General features: G+C 40.3%; 9 protein-coding genes and 1 pseudogene. 6 read left to right on the top strand and 4 right to left on the bottom strand.

Annotated features, from left to right (window positions below):
• Positions 1-88 precede the first annotated feature (88 nt).
• The 3 genes and pseudogenes from HMPREF1532_RS03790 to trxB form a co-directional block, all read left to right on the top strand.
• Positions 89-1,732: pseudogene (locus HMPREF1532_RS03790) on the top strand (DNA translocase FtsK); the annotation flags it as partial.
• A gap of 19 nt (positions 1,733-1,751) precedes the next feature.
• Positions 1,752-2,393 (top strand): outer membrane lipoprotein periplasmic chaperone LolA1, encoded by a 642-nt coding sequence (gene lolA1 / locus HMPREF1532_RS03785; protein WP_005925059.1) that lies wholly within the window; start codon positions 1,752-1,754, stop codon positions 2,391-2,393.
• 51 nt (positions 2,394-2,444) lie between these two features.
• Positions 2,445-3,392, top strand: coding sequence for a thioredoxin-disulfide reductase (gene trxB / locus HMPREF1532_RS03780; protein WP_005925056.1), 948 nt, complete (start codon positions 2,445-2,447; stop codon positions 3,390-3,392).
• Between the two features lie 100 nt (positions 3,393-3,492).
• Here the strand turns inward: trxB and HMPREF1532_RS03775 are convergent, their stop codons facing one another.
• From HMPREF1532_RS03775 to HMPREF1532_RS03765, 3 genes are all read right to left on the bottom strand, one after another.
• Positions 3,493-5,928: a family 20 glycosylhydrolase gene (locus tag HMPREF1532_RS03775; protein WP_005925054.1), complete on the bottom strand. Its 2,436-nt coding sequence runs from the start codon at positions 5,926-5,928 to the stop codon at positions 3,493-3,495.
• A 42-nt stretch (positions 5,929-5,970) separates the two neighbouring features.
• Positions 5,971-6,672 (bottom strand): Crp/Fnr family transcriptional regulator, encoded by a 702-nt coding sequence (locus HMPREF1532_RS03770; RefSeq protein ID WP_005925051.1) that lies wholly within the window; start codon positions 6,670-6,672, stop codon positions 5,971-5,973.
• Positions 6,673-6,905: 233 nt separating this feature from the next.
• Complete coding sequence (locus HMPREF1532_RS03765; RefSeq protein WP_005925048.1) at positions 6,906-9,095, bottom strand: glutamine synthetase III family protein; 2,190 nt, start codon at positions 9,093-9,095, stop codon at positions 6,906-6,908.
• A 375-nt stretch (positions 9,096-9,470) separates the two neighbouring features.
• Between HMPREF1532_RS03765 and HMPREF1532_RS03760 the strand changes: the two genes are divergently transcribed.
• A complete protein-coding gene (locus HMPREF1532_RS03760) occupies positions 9,471-11,657 on the top strand; it encodes a DUF5686 family protein (protein WP_005925045.1) in 2,187 nt (728 codons plus the stop codon).
• 330 nt (positions 11,658-11,987) lie between these two features.
• On the opposite strand, the gene HMPREF1532_RS03755 is transcribed toward HMPREF1532_RS03760, so the two are convergent.
• Entirely contained in the window at positions 11,988-14,486 is a 2,499-nt protein-coding gene (locus HMPREF1532_RS03755; protein WP_005925041.1) for a leucine-rich repeat domain-containing protein, read from the bottom strand.
• A gap of 136 nt (positions 14,487-14,622) precedes the next feature.
• On the opposite strand from HMPREF1532_RS03755, the gene HMPREF1532_RS03750 reads away from it, so the two are divergent.
• Together HMPREF1532_RS03750 and HMPREF1532_RS03745 are read left to right on the top strand one after the other, a co-directional pair.
• A complete protein-coding gene (locus HMPREF1532_RS03750; RefSeq protein WP_025819112.1) occupies positions 14,623-17,193 on the top strand; it encodes a zinc-dependent metalloprotease in 2,571 nt (856 codons plus the stop codon).
• 12 nt (positions 17,194-17,205) lie between these two features.
• Positions 17,206-20,292 (top strand): SusC/RagA family TonB-linked outer membrane protein, encoded by a 3,087-nt coding sequence (locus HMPREF1532_RS03745; RefSeq protein ID WP_005925035.1) that lies wholly within the window; start codon positions 17,206-17,208, stop codon positions 20,290-20,292.
• Positions 20,293-20,308: the final 16 nt, after the last annotated feature.

Raw genomic sequence — 20,308 nt, 5'->3', positions numbered from 1 at the left:
GGTGAAAGAGCCGGAGGTACAGGAACCGGATGTGCGGGAACCGGAATTTGTTGTTCCGGCGAATACGGAGCATGAACTGCCGGCAGGAGAGGAAGTGACGATGACATTCGAACCAACAACTCCCGATCCGTTGCCTGCGGTGGATAAACAGGCAGATAAAGAACCGGAATTTGAAATAGAGGTTGCTGAAGATGATGATGAAAACTACCGTGGCAAGGAGACGGAGCCTTATAATCCGAAACTCGATCTTGAGAATTACCGTTTTCCTACCATTGACCTGATGAGGCATTATGAAAATAATGAACCTACCATCAATATGGAAGAGCAAAATGCAAACAAGGATAAGATTATCAATACATTGCGTAGTTTTGGTATTGAGATCAGCACGATCAAGGCAACGGTGGGACCCACAGTGACGCTTTATGAAATTACTCCCGAACAAGGGGTGCGTATCTCCAAAATACGCGGACTGGAGGATGATATTGCTCTCAGCCTTTCTGCATTGGGGATCCGTATTATTGCTCCGATTCCGGGGAAGGGAACGATCGGTATCGAAGTTCCGAACTCCAATCCGAAAATCGTTTCGGGACAAAGTATTATCGGCAGTAAGAAATTCCAGGAATCGACGTATGATTTGCCGATTGCATTTGGTAAAACGATTACAAATGAAGTGTTTATGGTCGACCTCTGCAAAATGCCCCACGTACTTGTGGCCGGTGCTACCGGACAGGGTAAATCTGTCGGTCTGAACGCGATCATTACTTCGCTGCTTTATAAGAAACATCCTGCCGAACTGAAATTTGTTCTGGTCGATCCGAAGAAAGTGGAATTCAGTATTTATTCGGTGATAGAACACCATTTCCTTGCCAAATTGCCTGATGGTGGAGATGCCATTATAACAGATGTAACCAAGGTTGTGCAGACTTTAAACTCTGTCTGTGTGGAGATGGACACCCGCTATGACTTGTTGAAAATGGCACATGTGCGCAATATAAAGGAATATAACGAGAAGTTTGTCAATCGTCGTTTGAATCCGGAAAAGGGGCACAAGTTTATGCCTTATATCGTCGTGGTGATCGATGAGTTCGGTGACTTGATCATGACTGCCGGCAAGGAGATTGAATTGCCTATTGCCCGTATTGCCCAGTTGGCCCGTGCGGTAGGTATCCATATGATTATCGCTACCCAGCGTCCGACGACGAATATTATAACAGGTACGATTAAAGCGAACTTCCCGGCACGTGTCGCTTTCCGTGTATCGGCTATGATGGACTCGCGTACCATTCTCGACCGTCCGGGAGCCAACCAGCTGATTGGACGGGGAGATATGTTGTTCCTGCAAGGTGCCGATCCGGTTCGTGTGCAATGTGCGTTTATCGATACACCGGAGGTAGAAGAGATAACGAAGTTTATAGCGAAGCAGCAAGGTTATCCCACTGCTTTCTTCCTGCCCGAGTATGTCAGTGAAGATGGGGGCAGTGATCTGGGTGATGTGGATATGGGACGTCTCGATCCGTTGTTTGAGGATGCCGCTCGTCTGATTGTTATTCATCAACAAGGCTCTACTTCGTTGATACAACGTAAGTTCTCTATCGGTTATAACCGTGCCGGCCGTATTATGGACCAATTGGAGAAAGCAGGAATCGTAGGCCCTACTCAGGGAAGCAAGGCGCGCGATGTGTTGTGTATCGATGAAAACGACCTGGAAATGAGATTGAACAATTTACAATAAGTAAGCGTTAATACAACAAATGGAAAAGTACATTTTTAGCATTTTGATAGCTTTACTGACTTTGCCTGTGTTTGCCCAAAAACAAGCGCAGGCAAAACTCATGCTGGATAAGACGGCTGCTGCTTTTGAGAAGGCCAGCGGTGTACAAGCCGATTTTACTGTAGAGGCTTTTAATAAGGGAGGCTCGTTAGGTAAAGCCATCGGGAACATAAAACTGAAGGGGGAGAAGTTTCTATTGAAAACATCTGAAACAATTTCTTGGTTTGACGGGGAAACCCAATGGAGCTATTTAACGCAAAATGATGAGGTGAACATCAGTACTCCTACGGAAGAAGAATTGCAGGGTATGAATCCTTACGCGTTGCTTTATCTTTATAAGAAAGGCTTTGATTATAAACTGGGAGTTGAAAAGAAGTTTAGAGGAACGCCCGTCAGCGAGGTTGTTCTTACTGCAACGAATAAGAAACAGGATTTATCGCGCATTGTGCTTTATGTGACGAAAGATACTTACGAACCTGTTTTTATTGCTGTAGAACAGAGAGACGGCAGCCGGAGCGAGATAACAATCACCCGGTATCAGACAGGATTAAAGCTGGCTGACTCTGTGTTTGTGTTCGATAAGAAACAATACCCTACTGCCGAAGTCATAGATTTGAGATAAACAGTAGTTTTTCAACCTTGAATAGTAAATTGTAAAATAACAAATAGAACGATGGAAATAGAAAAAGTGAAATGCCTGATTGTAGGTTCGGGCCCCGCCGGATATACGGCGGCGATATATGCAGGACGTGCTAATTTGTCTCCTGTGCTTTATGAAGGACTTCAGCCCGGCGGGCAGTTGACTACAACCACAGACGTGGAGAACTTTCCCGGATACCCTGAAGGGATCAGCGGGCCGCAATTGATGGAAGATTTACGTGCACAGGCAGGGCGTTTCGGTGCGGATATCCGTTTTGGTATTGCCACTGCCTCTGATTTGAGTAAGGCTCCTTATAAGATTACAATTGACGGCGACAAGGAAATCGAAACGGAAACATTGATTATTGCAACCGGAGCTACGGCCAAATACTTGGGATTGGACGACGAAAAGAAATACGCCGGAATGGGTGTGAGCGCTTGTGCCACTTGTGACGGTTTCTTCTACCGGAAGAAAGTGGTTGCTGTTGTCGGCGGTGGTGATACGGCTTGTGAAGAGGCGATTTATCTGGCCGGATTAGCCTCAAAGGTATATTTGGTGGTTCGTAAACCCTATCTGCGTGCGTCGAAAATTATGCAGGAACGTGTGCGGAATCATGAGAAGATCGAGGTGCTGTTTGAACATAATGTGACAGGACTCTTCGGTGAAAACGGTGTAGAAGGTATGAGCCTTGTGAAACGTTGGGGAGAACCGGATGAGGAACGTTACACATTGCCTGTCGATGGTTTCTTCCTGGCCATCGGACATAAACCGAATTCTGATATCTTTAAACCTTATCTGGATACGGATGAAGTGGGATATATCATAACGACACCCGACAAGCCTTGTACGAAGATACCGGGTGTTTTTGCCGCCGGAGATGTGGCCGATCCGCATTATCGTCAGGCGATAACGGCTGCCGGAAGCGGTTGTAAAGCTGCTATTGAGGCTGAACGTTATTTGTCGGAAAAGGGACTTATTTAATTAAAGAAATAGAAAATAGGATTTAAAAGAAACGGGCTGTGCGATGAAAAGTTGCACAGCCCGTTTTTGTGAATTTTATAATCCGTTTTAATCTCTTTTTTTAATAGATTTCTATCTCATCAATGTAGAGGTCGGCCTGCAGAAGCTTTTTCGGAGAATCGGTTTTGAAATCGATTCCGTTGCGCAGGGTACCTCCATTGCGGATGGTCACTTTTACATAACCGGCTTCGGTAGGGGAAAAAGAGAGAGAATCGGTGTATGCTTTCCTTCCCTTTTCGGGCAGTTGCCTTGTAAATGAAGCAGTTGCTACTTCGCGGTACTGTTTTCCATCATCGGAGACTTCTACTTTTGCACTGCCGGCAGGCAGGATACGGTAAGCCGGGTTGAACAGCGAACCGAATACGACTTTACTAATCTGTACCGGTTTGTCCAGTTGTACTGTGAATATGACTTCTGTACGCTGATCGTTCATGGCGAAACTGGTCCACGGAGTGTAAGAGGCATTGTTTCCACGTTTACCGTTAGTCAGTCCGAAAGTTGTTTTATCAGCTCCGAACAGATCGTTTTCTCCAAAAGTATCTCCGGCTATCCATCCAGTACCAGGTGTCACGGTGAAGCTTTTTCCACTGATGAGGTTGCCGTAGAGAGGCTTGTGGCGAACTTTCCCTAACATTTTACCGTTTTTGAAAGCGGCTGCTTTCAAATCGATATTTCCTTGTAGCGGGAAAGGTGCGGTATAGAGGGTAGATTGAAGTGTCGGTTCGCTTCCGTCGGTCGTATAATGAATTTCCGCATCCGGATAATAGCATTCTAATACTACATTTAGCGTATCGTTTTCTACGTGGGTATTAATGTTTACATCAAAGAAATTACGGCATGCTTTGACATTCATGATATCCAGTCTTTCGAACTCTCCGGCCATACGTCGGCAGAAACTTTCCCAGCCTTTATTTTGATTTTGTGTCCAACCGGTTTCGGCAATGGCAATGGCTTTGGGAAATATCTGATAGTCGCGACGGTCGTCGGTCTGCATGTACTCCGCCCATGCATTTCCCTGTACGCCGATGATGTGTTTCTTTACCAGTTCATCAGCATTATCTTCTACCGGATTGTAGGTATAGGTCATTTTAAGGGTGACATATCCGCCGATAGTGACCGGTGCTGTTTCCGGATCTTCCTGATAGTAATCCACATACATATACGGACTTGGAGTCATGATAGCATTGTGTCCCAACTTGGCAGCGTTCATTCCGCCTGCCACACCTCTCCATGACATGACGGTAGCGTTGGGGGCCAAACCTCCTTCCAGGATTTCGTCCCAACCGATGATGTTGCGCCCTTTACCGTTCAGGTATTTCTCCATGCGGGTAACGAAATAGCTTTGCAGCTTGTCCTCCTTACTGTGTAGTTTTCCGTCAATGGAATTCGGAGTCGTATCGTCTTTTAATCCTAATTTCTTTATAAGTTCTTGGCAGTGTGTGCAATTCTTCCAGGATGTCTTGGGACATTCGTCGCCTCCTATGTGGATATATGCACTTGGGAAGAGTTCTATGACTTCATCCAGCACTCCCTCCAAAAAGGCAAAAGTTTCTTCTTTGGGGCAATACACTTGATCGAATACTCCCCACGTACCCGTCACGTCATAAGTCGTATCGGGCGTGCACGAAAGCTCCGGATAAGAGGCTATGGCAGCGATGGCATGGCCCGGCATTTCGATTTCCGGGATGACCGTAATGTATTTGCTGGCTGCATAAGCCACTACCTCTTTTATCTGTTCCTGAGTATAATATCCTCCGACTTCTTTCCCGTCAAAGATTTGAGGATAGTTGGTATAATAGTAATCTACCAAAGTTTCTTTTCGTTTAGAACCGATTTCCATCAGTTTGGGGAACTTTTTAATTTCAATTCTCCATCCTTGATCATCCGTCAGGTGCCAGTGGAAAATGTTCATCTTGTGCATGGCAAGCATGTCGATAAACTTGTATACATAATCTATCGAAGCGAAATTCCGGCATGGATCGAGCATCATTCCACGGTAAGAGAAACGGGGAGCATCTTCTATTTCGACGGCTGGTACAGACCAGTTGGCGCGTTTGTTACGTACTTTACCGTAAACCTCCGGGGGGAGAAGTTGATAAAGTGTTTGCAAAGCATAGAAAAAACCGTTGGGTTGTGAAGCCGTAATAGTGATATTGGCAGGGGTTACGGATAACTTATATCCTTCCTGCGGCAATCCTTCCTGTGTGTTGAATGTGATGGCAGGAATTCCGGTATGTTCTTTATCTGTCCGCTCCAATGAGATACCGGCTGTCATAGCCAGTCGGTTGATAAGACTGTCGGCAATCGATTGTACTTCCGGTGAGCAACCGGTCGTAATGACCTTTACTTTTTTATTCAAATCAAACCGTCCCTGTTGGGGGACCATCTGATTGGGCAACGGAACGACGTTGTACTCGTTCACGATTTCTTTTGAATCCTTGCATCCGGGGGTGATGAACAGGAGAGACAAAAGAAAGAAGGAAAATCCTTTTTTCATGGTACTAAATGTGTGTTAAGTTATATAATTGAGATAAAAAAATTATCCTATTTTGCTGATCTTCTTCAGCTTTTCTTCATCAATGATTTTTATTTTCCTTCCGTCGATTGTGATAAGGCGTTCAGTTGCAAAGTTTGATAAGGTGCGGATAGCATTGGAGGTCGTCATGTTGGAGAGGTTTGCCAAGTCTTCCCGTGAGAGGTAAATGCTTAAGGTCGATCCGTCTTCTTCAAGCCCGTAACTTTCTTTGAGGAACAAGAGAGATTCTGCCAATCTGCCGCGAATATGTTTTTGGGTCAGGTTTACCGTCCGTTCATCTGCAATTCCTAAATCAACAGAGAGCTGACGGATAAAAAACATAGCTAAGTCATTGTTTTGAGTAACTAAAGTCATGATAGCACTCATTGGCACCAATCCCACGAGAGATGGTTCGAAAGCTGCTGCAGCGGTTACAAAATCTTCTTTGGCAAAAAAAGCACGATAAGCAAAATATTCGGTCGGCTTCATCATGCGTATAATCTGGCTGCGTCCTCCGACTCCTTCCTTATATATTTTCACTTTTCCGCTAAGGAGACACATTAGATGGGTAGGCGTTTCACCTTCGCAATAAATAACTTCGTTCTTCTTATAATTTTGTAGAGTAAAATTATTCGCCAGGAACTCTCTTTGTTCGTTATTCAAAGGAGCCCACATATCGGAAAGTTTTTCCGCGATATCTATGTCTGACAAGTTTGTCTTTACCATAAGTGCTGCAAAACTGTGTTATAAAGCACAAATGTAGAAAGAAAAAATGAGAAAAAGAACAAAATGAAAAAAAGATTGCACACAAGTGGATTTTGTGTGTCGAAATGCGGATGGCAGGAGTGTATACTTTCACATGGCGAAAGTATATATTCTTGTATCATAAAAGTGTATACTTTTCATGAATGGAAGTATACACTTTTATAAAGGGGGCGATAGGTTCCGCTATATGGCTGTTATTTAGTGAATAACAATTCCCTGTATTTGGGCAGAGGCCATATTTCATCATCGATTTCCATTTCCAGATGATCGATATGATCGCGGATATTATCCAGATAAGGCCGTACGGTTTCCTCATAGGCAAATGCCTTTTCCTGGAAATTATCTTTATGATTGGCCACTTTGCGGGCTTCTGTCATGTCTCTGACTAATACCTTGATGGCAGTGACGCGGCGTGAAATTTCTCTGATGAGTTCTTTACGGTCGGCACTCATGATTTCATATTCTTCCGGAGGGAATATTTCTTTCAGTCCTCTTAAATTCTCCAATAAGCGGTTTTGATAGATTACGGCAATCGGAACGATGTGGTTGATGGCCAGATCGCCCAATACGCGGCTTTCTATCTGAACTTTCATGGTGTATTTCTCCAGCTCTACTTCCAGACGGCAGGCCAGTTCCGTTTCGTTGAAAATACGTTCGCCTATCAATACCGATTTGGATTGGTTATCCATGTAATGCATCAACGCTTCAGGCACATGGCAGATATTGCTCAATCCACGGCGGGCTGCTTCTTGTTTCCATTCTTCCGAATAGCCGTCACCTTCGAAACGGATCGGTTCGGAAGCAATGATCGTTTCTTTCAGCAAACGGAAAATGGCTTCGTCCTTGCCGATTCCTTCTTCCATCAGTTTTTCGACAGAAGCACGGAATTCGTTTAACTGATTGGCCATGGCGGCATTGATGGCGATCATGGCGGCAGCACAGTTGGAAGAGGAACCTGCTGCACGGAATTCAAAACGGTTTCCAGTGAAAGCGAACGGGGAAGTACGGTTTCTATCTGTGGTGTCCAGTAAAATTTCCGGAATACGCCCTATACCTAATTTTAATGTTGTTTTTTCTTCCGGTGTCATTTTGCTGCTTCCTACCTGGCGTACTATTTCGTCCAAAGTGGCAGAGAGCTGTTTGCCCAGGAAAATAGAAAGAATAGCGGGAGGAGCTTCATTAGCACCCAAACGATGACTGTTGCCGGCGCTCATGATAGAAGCACGTAGCAAATCTTGATTTTTGTAAACCATCATTAATACATTTACCAGGAAGGTGAGGAAAAGCATATTGCCTTTCGGATTCTTTCCCGGGGCAAAAAGATTAATGCCGGTGTCGGTACAGAGCGACCAGTTATTGTGTTTCCCCGATCCATTGACTCCGCTATATGGTTTCTCGTGTAGCAATACGGCAAAGTTATGTTTACGGGCAATGCGCTTCATCAAATCCATAACGAGTTGGTTATGGTCGTTGGCGAGGTTGGCATTTTCAAAAATAGGAGCTAATTCAAATTGATTGGGAGCAACCTCATTGTGACGGGTTTTTACCGGAATTCCCAGTTTATGGCACTCTATTTCCAACTCTTTCATAAATGCAGTGACGCGGGGGGGGATAGAACCGAAATAATGATCTTCCAACTGCTGGTCTTTGGCCGAAGAGTGCCCCATCAGCGTACGTCCCGTCAGGCAAAGATCCGGACGTGCATTATATAAAGAGGAGTCGACAAGAAAATACTCCTGTTCCCATCCTAAGTTGGTGAATACGCGGGTTACGTTTTTGTCGAACAACTGACACACTTCGGTTGCTGCTTTATCAACGGCTGCGAGTGCTTTCAGCAAAGGTGTTTTATAATCTAATGCTTCGCCGGTATAAGAGATGAAAATAGTAGGGATACACAAGGTAGTGTCTACTACGAAAGCCGGTGAAGAGACGTCCCAAGCAGTATATCCGCGTGCTTCGAACGTGTTGCGGATACCTCCGTTAGGGAAAGAGGAAGCGTCCGGTTCTTGCTGGATAAGCAGTTTTCCGGAGAAGCGTTCAATGACCCCTCCGTCTTCGCCGAACTCGATAAAACCGTCATGCTTTTCTGCTGTTCCGTCTGTAAGAGGCTGAAACCAGTGCGTATAATGAGTTACATTGAGCGATTTAGCCCAACTTTTCATGCCATTGGCAATCAGATCGGCCATTTCACGACTGATAGGAGTACCTTTTTCAATGGCATCGGTTACCGCCTTGTAAGCTTCTTTAGGAAGATATTCCTGCATTTTCTTACGATCGAATACATGACTGCCATAATAATCGGATAATTTGTTGGAAGGAGTGATGACCTCCAGAGGGCCTCTGTTTGAGAGCTCTTGTAAAGCGAAAAATCTCATTTTAGACATAAATGGTCTGTTTTTTATCGGTTGATGCTGCAAAATTATATGTTTTTTCTGATAGTACCCCTATATTTTAGGGGGTAATTTTGAAAAATATCTTTTTTTCTTAGATAATCCCCCTTGATGAATGGCACAAACCCGATAAGTGTTTCGTCATGTCTTTCTTTGGGGAATTTTTCTTTGCTGTTTTTTTTGTCGCGTTGCCTGATATCTGTTCCATTACATGATAAAAGGGATACATTGTCGTGTATCGTTCGGAGCTCATCAAAGCCAAAGGTTGACTATAACTCTTTTTTATAAATCAGTGTTAATCTCCGGATAGATCTTTTCTTTTCATTGTTTTTAAGTATATTTGTTCCATAGTAATGGAAAGGATTTTTTTTGAAACACTATAAGTTGATATGGATTTTGGTTCTGGTTTTATTCCTTTTAGTACCGAAAGGAAGAGCCAATTCTGTTTTGAACCTGTATACGAGTGAACCCATCACTGTGGATTCTATCTTGCATAATGTGATGACCTTTACCCCTTTCTATGAAAAAATAGTGAATGACTACCGGGCAGACCTTTATATAAAAGGTAAACTGAATATCCGAAAAAAGAATTTCATGTTCCGCTACCTTCCGAAAATGTTTCGCATGCAGAAAGGGGTGCGTGAGTATTTGATGGAATCGTATAGTGAATTGCATTTCACAGCTCCCAATATTTACGATCAAAAGGTAAAAGCCGGTTACGGTACTGTTTTCAGTGGCGGCTTCCAGGCAACGATGCTTGAATATTTTCATGTTAATGCCTATTCTCCTACATTGCTTTACGACCGCCTGCTCTCGCCACTTGCCAAAAATGCGAAAAAATATTATCGTTACCAGATAGATACTATCATGGGGACACAGGATAATATGCACTATAAAATACGTTTTATTCCTAAGTCGAAAAGTGACCAGTTGGTGGGAGGATATATGATTGTCAGTTCTGATGTGTGGAGTCTGCGTGAAATACGTTTTTCCGGACGTTCTGAACTTCTGACTTTTGAAAATCTCATTAAAATGGGAGAGGTGGGGGATGACAATGAATTTCTGCCTGTGTGTTATGAATTTAAGGTCCGTTTCAATTTTGTGGGTAATGTGGTAGATGGCAGTTATCTGGCTTCATTGAATTATAATTCCATCGAGTTGAATGACCGGGGTAAGTATCGTAAAGAAAAAAAGAAGTTTGACCTTACGGAATCTTATACATTGAGATCGGATACGAACTCTCTGCTGGTGGATAGTGCCCATTTTGCTTCTTTGCGTCCTGTCGAGTTGAGCAGCGATGAAAAAAAACTGTATGAGGATTATGCTTTAAGGAAAGATACTTCCGTTTCGAAACCTCCTTCACGGCGTCGTGTGTTTTGGGGGGAGGTGGGCGATTTTTTGTTATCTGATATTAACATGGATCTGTCCCATGTCGGTAGTGTCAAATGTTCTCCTATTATAAATCCGTTACTGCTGAGTTATAGTGGTAGTAACGGCTTCTCCTGGCGGCAGGATTTTAAGTACAACCGGTTGTTTTCCGGAGATAAAGTATTGCGGATTGTACCCCGGATTGGTTATAATTTTACCCGTAAGGAATTTTATTGGTCGGCAAATGCCGATTTTGATTATTGGCCGCAGAAGAGGGGGGCTATTCATGTTAATTTTGGTAATGGTAACCGTATTTATAGCAGTGACGTATTGGATGAGTTGAAAGCCATTCCAGATAGTATTTTTGATTTTGACCAGATACATTTGGATTATTTTAAGGACTTGTTTTTTAATTTCCGTCATAGTATCGAGATTGTCAACGGGTTGGAGTTAAGTGTCGGCTTTTCTGCTCACAGGAGGACGGCTATTGAGAAATCGAAGTTTGTGATTGTAAATCCCATAGTTCCTCCTACCCCCGATTTTATGAATAAATTTAAGGATACATATATAAGCTTTGCTCCTCGTATCCGTGTCGAGTGGACTCCTTGCCTGTATTATTATATGAATGGGAAAAGAAAGCTGAACCTTCACTCGTCTTTTCCTACTTTCTCTTTTGACTACGAGCGTGGTATCAAAGGTGTATTTAAAAGTACGGGAGAATATGAGAGAATTGAATTTGATCTTCAACACCATGTCCCGTTGGGGCCTATGCGTAATATCTATTATCGTTTCGGGCTTGGTGCATTTACGAATCAGGAACAGCTTTATTTTGTCGATTTTGCTAATTTGGCAAGGAGTAACCTGCCCGTAGGGTGGAATGATGATATTGGCGGCGTTTTTCAATTATTGGATGGACGCTGGTATAACTCTTCCCGTAAATATGTTCGTGCGCATTTCACTTATGAAGCTCCTTTCCTGCTTTTGCGGCACTTGATAAAATATACCCGCTATGTTCAAAACGAACGTCTGTATGTTAATACATTGTTTGTTCCGCACCTTAATCCGTATATGGAAATAGGATATGGTATAGGTACGCATATTTTTGATGTGGGTGTTTTTGTAAGCAGCGAGAATTTTAAATATAAACAGGTTGGGTGTAAATTTACATTCGAGCTGTTCAATAGATAAATAAGAGTGATTCGGATCTAAATGAAAGACTTGGATGAATATTGTAAGAAATATTAACGATATTTTTCCAATAGATTTTGTATAAAAAATGGAGGGTGTGTCGAAATTCTCATAAACTAAAAATCACCCTCGCCACAGGATTAAACTGCACCCCAAAAGTTGGACACAAAACTTTAGGAGTGCAGTTCACAGTTGTAGCGAGGGTGATTTTGATAAAAGGGGAGTTTTGACATCCCCTTTTTTTCAGAGAGGTTTTCGACGTTTCCTCATCCTTTTATTAAGAGAGAGATTTTGATATACTTTTTGATTATTTTGTAATATAGGTACGTTTTATAAAACGACTACTTTATGAGCTTTACCATTAATGAGTATAATATAATTATTACCAGCAAGTTCGAATGTCATAGCATCGTTGTTTGCTTTTGTTTCTATAACTTTTTCTCCGATGATGGTATAAATTTGAATATTATCTGCTATTTGTAAACCTCCTATATATACTTTACCCATTTGAGCTGTTACAATAATGTCGTCTTGTGAGTTGTTTTGAACTCCCGTTCCTTTTTGGATCGTTATGGGAGTAGTTTTGAATACATTGACTCCAGAGAATTTCGGGAAAGCATCACTTGTCATTTCACAGTAAACCGGTTGGATTTGTGGGGTAAGGAAAGTGAACTTACCATCATTTTCTGTATAATCCTTACCAACTTCTAAGATTTTTTCATTATCGGTAGTTTTCCAAGTATATACAGTGTTTTGTTCTTTATCAGTAATACCTTTAATATTATTCTGTGCAGATAAATCTAACTCTTTATTTGTGGTAATTTCTTCTGCAATGATTAGTGCTTCTTGTGGAGCATATGTATAACCACTTATTGCAGTTGCTGGCAATGTTTCAAAAGTTAGTTTGTTTTTACTACAATTTAATGTTTTTCCGATAATTCCAGCTTTTATCTCAGCGATTTGATTCCCCATACAAAGTAAATATCTCAATGCTGTACATGGAGTGACATCAATGCTCGTTAATAGATTGTTATTGACTGATATGTAATCTAAATTGATGTTATTAGAGAAATCTATACTCTCTAATTGGTTGTTTACACAGTATAAGTTTTTGAGTTTAATATTTTGGGAAATGTTCAGCGCTTTTAGTTGGTTGTTATTACAATAAAGTGTTTCTAATGCTGTACATTTTGATATGTCAAGGTTTTCTGCTTCAATTTCATTACAGTTCAGATATGTTAATGTGACGTTCTGAGATAGATCGATGAATTTAAGCGGATTTGTGTGACAATAGAGCTTTTGTAACTTTGTATTTTTACTAATGTCGAGTATTGACAACTTATTGGTATTTACGTACAATTCTGTCAGGTCGGTTGCTTTGGTTAGATCAATGGCAGTAACTTGTGCTTCGTCTACTTTAGATACACATCCGAAATATACAATATTTTCGCCATAAATTTTAATTAGTCCTTCTCCTTTCGGAATTCCTATGACCCCTGTGGCGTTCGCATAAGGATCTGGCATTTGTATTACATCGGTTTCTACCAATACTCCATCTCCCCAGTCGATAGACAATTTGGTATCTGGTGTACTAACTTCAAAATCCAATGTACGTTCCATTCCGTTTACTTCAACGTTGAGAGTTATTATTGGTTCTTTTACTATAGCGTTTGAGATTGTTATAGGGGTAGTCTTGAATACATTAACGCTTGAAAATTTTGGGAAAGCATCACTTGTCATTTCGCAGTAGACTGGTTGCGGTTGCAGAGTAAGGAAAGTAAACTTGCCATTATTTTCTGTATAATCTTTACCAGCTTCTAAGATTTTTTCATTATCAGCAGTTTTCCAGGTATATGCAGTTTTTTGTTCTTTATCTGTAATGCCTTTAATATTGTTTTGTGCAGATAAATCCAATTCTTTGTTTATAGCGATTTCTTCTGCAATAGACAGTACTTCTTGTGGTGCATATGTGTAACTACCCATTGCTGTTGCTGGTAATGTTGCAAAAGTCAGCTTGTTTTTACTGCAATTTAATGTTTTTCCAATATTCCCGACTTTAATTTCCGAGATTTGATTTCCCATACAATATAAATATCTTAATGCTGTACATGGAGTGACATCTATACTCGTTAACAGGTTGTTGTTAACCGATATGTAATCTAAATTGGCGTTATTGGAAAAGTTTATACTTTTCAGTTGATTGTTTAGGCAGTATAAACTTTTGAGTTTCGTGTTTTTGGAAATATCTAATGCTTTTAGCTTATTGTTGTTACAATAAATAGTTTCTAAGTCGATACATTTTGATATATCAAGGCTTTCTGTTTCAATATCATTGCAATTTATGTAGGTTAAGGCAATGTTTTCAGATAAATTAATCGATTTGAGTGGATTAGAGTAACAATAAAGTTTTTGCAATTTTCTGTTTTTGCTAATGTCAAGTGTTGACAGTTTATTGGTATTTACGTATAATTCAGTCAATTCGGTTGCTTTTGTCAGGTCGACAGCTGTGACTTGGGCTTCACCTACTTTGGATGTACATCCGAAATATACAATGTTTTCGCCATAAATTTTAATCAACCCTTCTCCTTTAGGAATTCCTACTACTACTGTGGCATTCGCATAAGGATCTGGCATTTGTATCACATCGGTTTCTATTAATGTTCCATCTCCCCAATCAATGAATAGTTTGGTATTTGGGGTACTGACTTCAAATTCAAGTGTACGTTCAGATCCGTCTGGCTCGACGTTTAATGTAATTATAGGTTCGCTTTTTGCATTCACGATTGTTGCGATGCAAAATAATAATAAAAATAGTAATTTTCTTTCCATAATAATTATAAATTAATTAGTTTTGCAAAACTATGAAAAAAAAATAAAATAGCGGAATTATCATTGCTTTTTATTGGAAAAAGGATATAGGAGTGTGAATTAACTATTAGGAAAAGATAAAAAATATATGTATTGTATGAAAAAGATAATACTACTGTCTTTCTTGTTTCTTTTTGTTAGCGAGGGTATCTATGCGGCAACCGGAAAAAAGAATAAAAAAAAGGTGACTAATCCTATTGAAGTGAAAAAAGATTCGGTGAATGCTGACTATAAAAAAGTCACTAAAGATGCCGTTATTAAGCAAGGGCTTTTTACTACTTTTTTGAGTAAAAAAGAAAATAATTTGTATTTTGAGATTCCAGATTCAGCTTTTTCGCATACTTATCTATTGACGAACCGTATTGCAGAAACAAGTAATACACATGATTATGTGGCAGGGCAAATGGCAACTAATCCATTGATGATTCGTTTCAGCAAAGATGGGCAGAAAGTATATATGCATTTGGTGCAAAGTAGTAATATGGTAGACCAGAATGATCCTATCACATCTGCTTTTAATAAGAATTTTGCAGATCCAGTATTGAAAGGCTTTAAGATTGTAGCTCGTAATCAAGGTAATATTGTTATAGATGTTACTTCCTTTTTTGGTGGAAATGAAAAATGTATTAGCCCTATTAAGCAAGAGACTCCTTTAGCTAAATTATTTGGTGGAGGAAATTCATTAAAAGGAACTTTTGCGGCAGATGCATCTAATATTCTGAGTGTGAAAACATTTCCTAATAACATAGAGATAAAAAGTTTGTTGTCATTTACTACCACTCCGTTGAATCAGCCTTATTCAGTTACGGTACATCGTTCGTTGTTCGTTTTGCCTGATACATTGATGGCTATGCGATTACAGGATAATCGAGTGGGATATTTTAGTTCAGATAAAAGTTTATACACATCCTCTAAAGATAAGATTATTCCTCAAACTTTTATTCATCGTTGGAGGATAGAGCCCAAGAAACAAGACTTAGAACGCTACTTTAAAGGGGAGCTGGTGGAACCGATGAAACCGATTGTATTTTATGTAGATACTGCTTTCCCAGAGAAATGGCGTACTGTCGTAAAACAGGGAATTGAAGACTGGAATATGGCTTTTGAAGCTGCTGGGTTTAAAAATGTAGTGAAAGCACTGGATTATCCGAGTAATAATCCCGATTTTGATCCGGATGACATGCGTTATAGTTGTGTGAAATATGCTGCTACTTCTATTGCTAATGCAATGGGACCGAGTCATATTGATCCGCGTACAGGGGAGATTCTGACTGCAGACGTAATATGGTATCATAATGTTATTTCTTTATTGCATAATTGGCGTTTTGTGCAAACTGCTGCTGTTGATGATCGTGTACGTAAAGCGGTATTTGATGATGATGTGATGCAAGAGGCTATTCGTTATGCTGCGGCTCATGAAATAGGACATACATTAGGGTTGATGCATAATATGGGAGCTAGTTATTCTTTTCCGGTAGATTCTTTACGCAGTCCGAAGTTTACACAAAAGTATGGAACCACTCCCAGTATTATGGATTATGCAAGAAATAATTATATTGCTCAACCGGGAGATTTGGAGAAAGGGGTAAAATTAACACCGCCGAATTTAGGTGTATACGATATATATGCTATTGATTGGGGATATCGCCTTATTCCAGGAGCGGATACTCCCGAGAAAGAAAAAACGGTACTTGATGCTTGGATTGAGAAAAAGAAATCTGATCCGATGTATGAATTCGGGGCGCAACAAGTTTTTGGTACGGTTGATCCGACAGACCAGTCTGAGGATTTAGGAGATGATCATTTGAAAGCTGGGGATTTGGCTATTCGGAATTTGAAAGTCATAATGAAGAATTTAGAGACGTGGACTTTTGATAAGGGAGCACGCTATGATGAAGTAGAAAATATGTATATTGAAGTTGTAAGGCAATATACACGGCATTTGCGTCATGTAATGCCTTATGTCGGTGGTATTCGTTTCCAAGAAGTTCGTCAGGGTGAGGATTCATCAGCAAAAAATTATATAGATAAGGCTACACAGAAAAAAGCGGTGTTATGGTTGCTGAATCAGGCTCGCACTTATAACGAATGGCTTACTCCGAAAGACTTGATTGCTAAGTTGGATGTAAATATGAATGTGAATGATAAGTTGCAGTCATCAGTAGTCGGGGCTTTATTGAATTCATCTGCATTATATCGTATAAGTGAGGGAGGACAAATAGATTCAAAAGCGAATTATACATTAAATTCCTATTTGGATGATGTTTTCTCTGAAATGTTTAAACCTACTTATCAAGGAATTAAATTGTCTGCTGCAGATATGAATATTCAATCGGCGGCAGTCGGATTGATGATCAATTATACTGGTTTGAACAAAACTGCTGAGAAGAAGACTGCTACTGCTCTCGCTGATTATGAAGACGTTTTGCGTCAAACATGTGAACCGTCTCTTCCTTGTAGTCATAGTTATATGAATGGGGATTCATTTACCCGAATCAATTTTGGCTTGCCGACACTTTCTAAAGAACAACTGGCAGCGGTTATGGTAGGACGTTTAAATAAAATAGCTCAGTTGTATAAGAGTCGTCGAGCTGCCTCTGTTGGCGATACTCGGGATTTTTATGATTATCAGTTATTACTGATAGAACGTACACTGAAAAATAATTAATGAATAAATTATATGAATAGAATCTTTTACTTATTTGTTTGTTTGTGTTTTCTTTCTTATAATGTGTGGGGACAGAATACACAGAACTATTCATTGAAAGGGCAAGTACAGGACACATCGGGTGAAACCGTCGTTGGGGCCAATATTAAAATAAAGGGGGCCGATATCGGAACAATAACTGATCTGGATGGAAATTTTTCTTTATTGGTTCCGGCTAAAGGGGCAATATTGATCATTTCCTTTATAGGCTATCAATCTCAGGAAATCCGGTTGAAACCAGGAGAAAATAACCTGAAAGTTGTACTTAAAGATGATGCTCAACAATTGGATGAGATTGTAGTAGTAGGATATGGAACACAGAAAAAATCATCTTTGACAAGTTCGGTAGAAGTGGTCCGGAGTGAAGAACTTCTACAAATGCCTACAATAAATTTGGATGAGGCATTGAACGGACAGGTTGCAGGTTTGCAAGTGATGTCTACAACAGGTGATCCGAGTTCATCTAAAGAATCGAATATACATATTAGAGGCATTAATGGTGCTCCTTTACTCGTTATTGATGGTGTACCTCGTTTCGGTACAAATACGACTGAAGGAGAAATGCGTCTCTCGGATTTGAATCCGGATGATATTGAGAGTATTTCCGTATTGAAAGATGCGGCTGCGGCTGCTGTTTATGGTGCACGGGCGGCTAATGGTGTCATTCTGGTCCAGACAAAGCGTGCTACCGGTAATCAGAAAGTATCGGTAAACTACAGAGGACAGTTTAATTTGCAACAGGCTACCAATCTACCTGAGTTTCTTAATGCATATGAGTTTGCTAAATTGTATAATCGGGCATTGGAAAACTCACCATCGGCTGTTGGTATTAATCCTTATACCGATGAACAGCTTGAAATGATTCGTACCCATTCTAATCCTAATGTATATGGTGACGAAAATTTGATTGACTATCTGGATAAGTTTGGGTATTCCATGATTCATAGTCTTTCTGTTAGTGGTGGCAATAATTTCGTGAAGTATTATATGTCTGGTGGGTATACCAATACGAAGGGATTGTATAGCGGCGTAGGACGAGATCGCTATAATTATTCAATGAAACTGGATGCGACATTATTAAAAGGGCTTGTATTGTCATTGGATGTAAACGGAACTCGTTCGGAAAATAAGAATACCAGTTATTTTACGATTGATGCTGCCTATAATTTTTCTCCAGTAGAGGTACTTAGGTTTACAGATGGTAGGTTGGCCAGTGTAAATAGTAGCAACCCTTTGATAGCTGTAGACGGTTCGGGGGGATATGTTCGTAATAAAATGAACATGAATACTATTACTGCTACTTTGAAATACGATATTCCTTGGGTAAAGGGGCTTTCCGCCTATTTACGTGCTACTTTTGATAATAATAATTCTGTTCAAAAAACATTTAGTAGTCCTGTAACTCTTTACACTTATGACAAGCAGACCGGAGAGATAAAAGAAGATGATAAAACTACCTATCCGAAAGCAAAGATTACTTTGAAAGAAACCGATCGTTTTGTGGATAATAAATTAGTGGAGCTTGGGGTGAATTATAATCGCACTTTTGCTGCAAAACATGATGTTTCCGGGTTGTTGGTTATCAATTATCAAGATTATCACAATCGTTATTTGACTGGAGAAAATTTGGATATGGCGGGTATTTATCCGGAGATAATGGGAAGTGCTACTACTCCCAAAGTGAATGGGGAAGAGTCGTATAGCGAACGTGCTTCAATGATTGGGCGTGCCACTTATGGTTATGATAACCGCTATTTTATTGAAGGTAGTTTTCGGGTGGATGGTTCTACAAAATTTCACCCTGACAATCGATGGGGATTTTTCCCTACAGCTTCTGCTTCTTGGGTACTTTCGAATGAACAATTTTTTAAGAATTGGGATCAACCGGTGCTTTCTAATGTGAAGTTTCGAGGCTCTATGGGTATATTGGGGGATGACGGAGCGATAGACGACTATTCGTATTTGCGGAAATATATGTATGTTGTACGTCAAGGATATAATATTGGAGGGAATCTGAAGCCAGGTATTGTTATGGACACAAGTGCTTATCCTAATCCGGATTTAAAGTGGGGACAATCAAGGGATTACAATGTGGCTACCGACTTAGGCTTTTGGGGAAATCGGTTTGGATTGTCATTTGAATATTATTGGCGTTACCGTACCAATATGATTATGGTAGCTCCTTCTTATTTGTATCCGCCTTCGACAGGAGTAGATGGTAATCCACCCAACATGAATTTTGCAAAGATAAAAGCATGGGGATGGGATTTGACTTTGACACATCGTAATTCCATTCAAAAAGTGAAATATGATTTAACTCTTACATTGGCACAAACCAGAGACCGGGTTTTAGATTATGGAGATGAGTCTTCTCTTGAACCGACTCGGCGTCGTGTAGGTAAGAGTTATATGGTATGGTGGTTATATGAAGCCGATGGACTCTTCCAGTCACAGGAAGAAATTGATAATCATCTGGTAGATCAAGATGAACAAGGTAATATTACTCTTGCACCCGGTGATATTAAATATAAAGATCAGAATGGCGATGGTAAACTTACAGATATTGATAAAATAGCTGTGAAGAATTCTTCAAATCCGGAGATGACAATGAGTTTACGTTTGGGAGTAAAGTATAAAGGCTTTTTTGTGAATGCGATGTTTCAAGGAGTTAGTGGGTATCAGCAACAGTTGACTGAATTGTATACATTAGAATCCGGAAGTTTGCAACGTTTTCAGAAATATCATCTTACAGATACGTGGTCTGAAAGTAATATGAATGCAACCTATCCTCGTGTCAAGATTGCTAATACGAATGACAATAACCGGAAAGCATCCACTTTTTGGGTGAAAGACTGTGATTTTATTCGTTTGAAATCTTTATCGGTGGGATATGCTTTACCGGTATCTGTATTGAAAAAAATCAAATTGTCATCAGCCAGTATCTCTCTACAAGGAAGTAATTTATGCACATGGTCTACTTTAAAAGATATGGATCCCGAGTCACTTCGCGGATATCCGATCCAACGCTCATATGGTATGACATTGAATTTAGGCTTTTAATATAATGTGGCATTAA

The organism is Bacteroides salyersiae WAL 10018 = DSM 18765 = JCM 12988 (assembly GCF_000381365.1).
GTDB lineage: Bacteria > Bacteroidota > Bacteroidia > Bacteroidales > Bacteroidaceae > Bacteroides > Bacteroides salyersiae.
The sequence above is the reverse complement of the archived record's forward strand: the minus strand, read 5'-3'. Positions and strand labels throughout refer to the sequence as shown.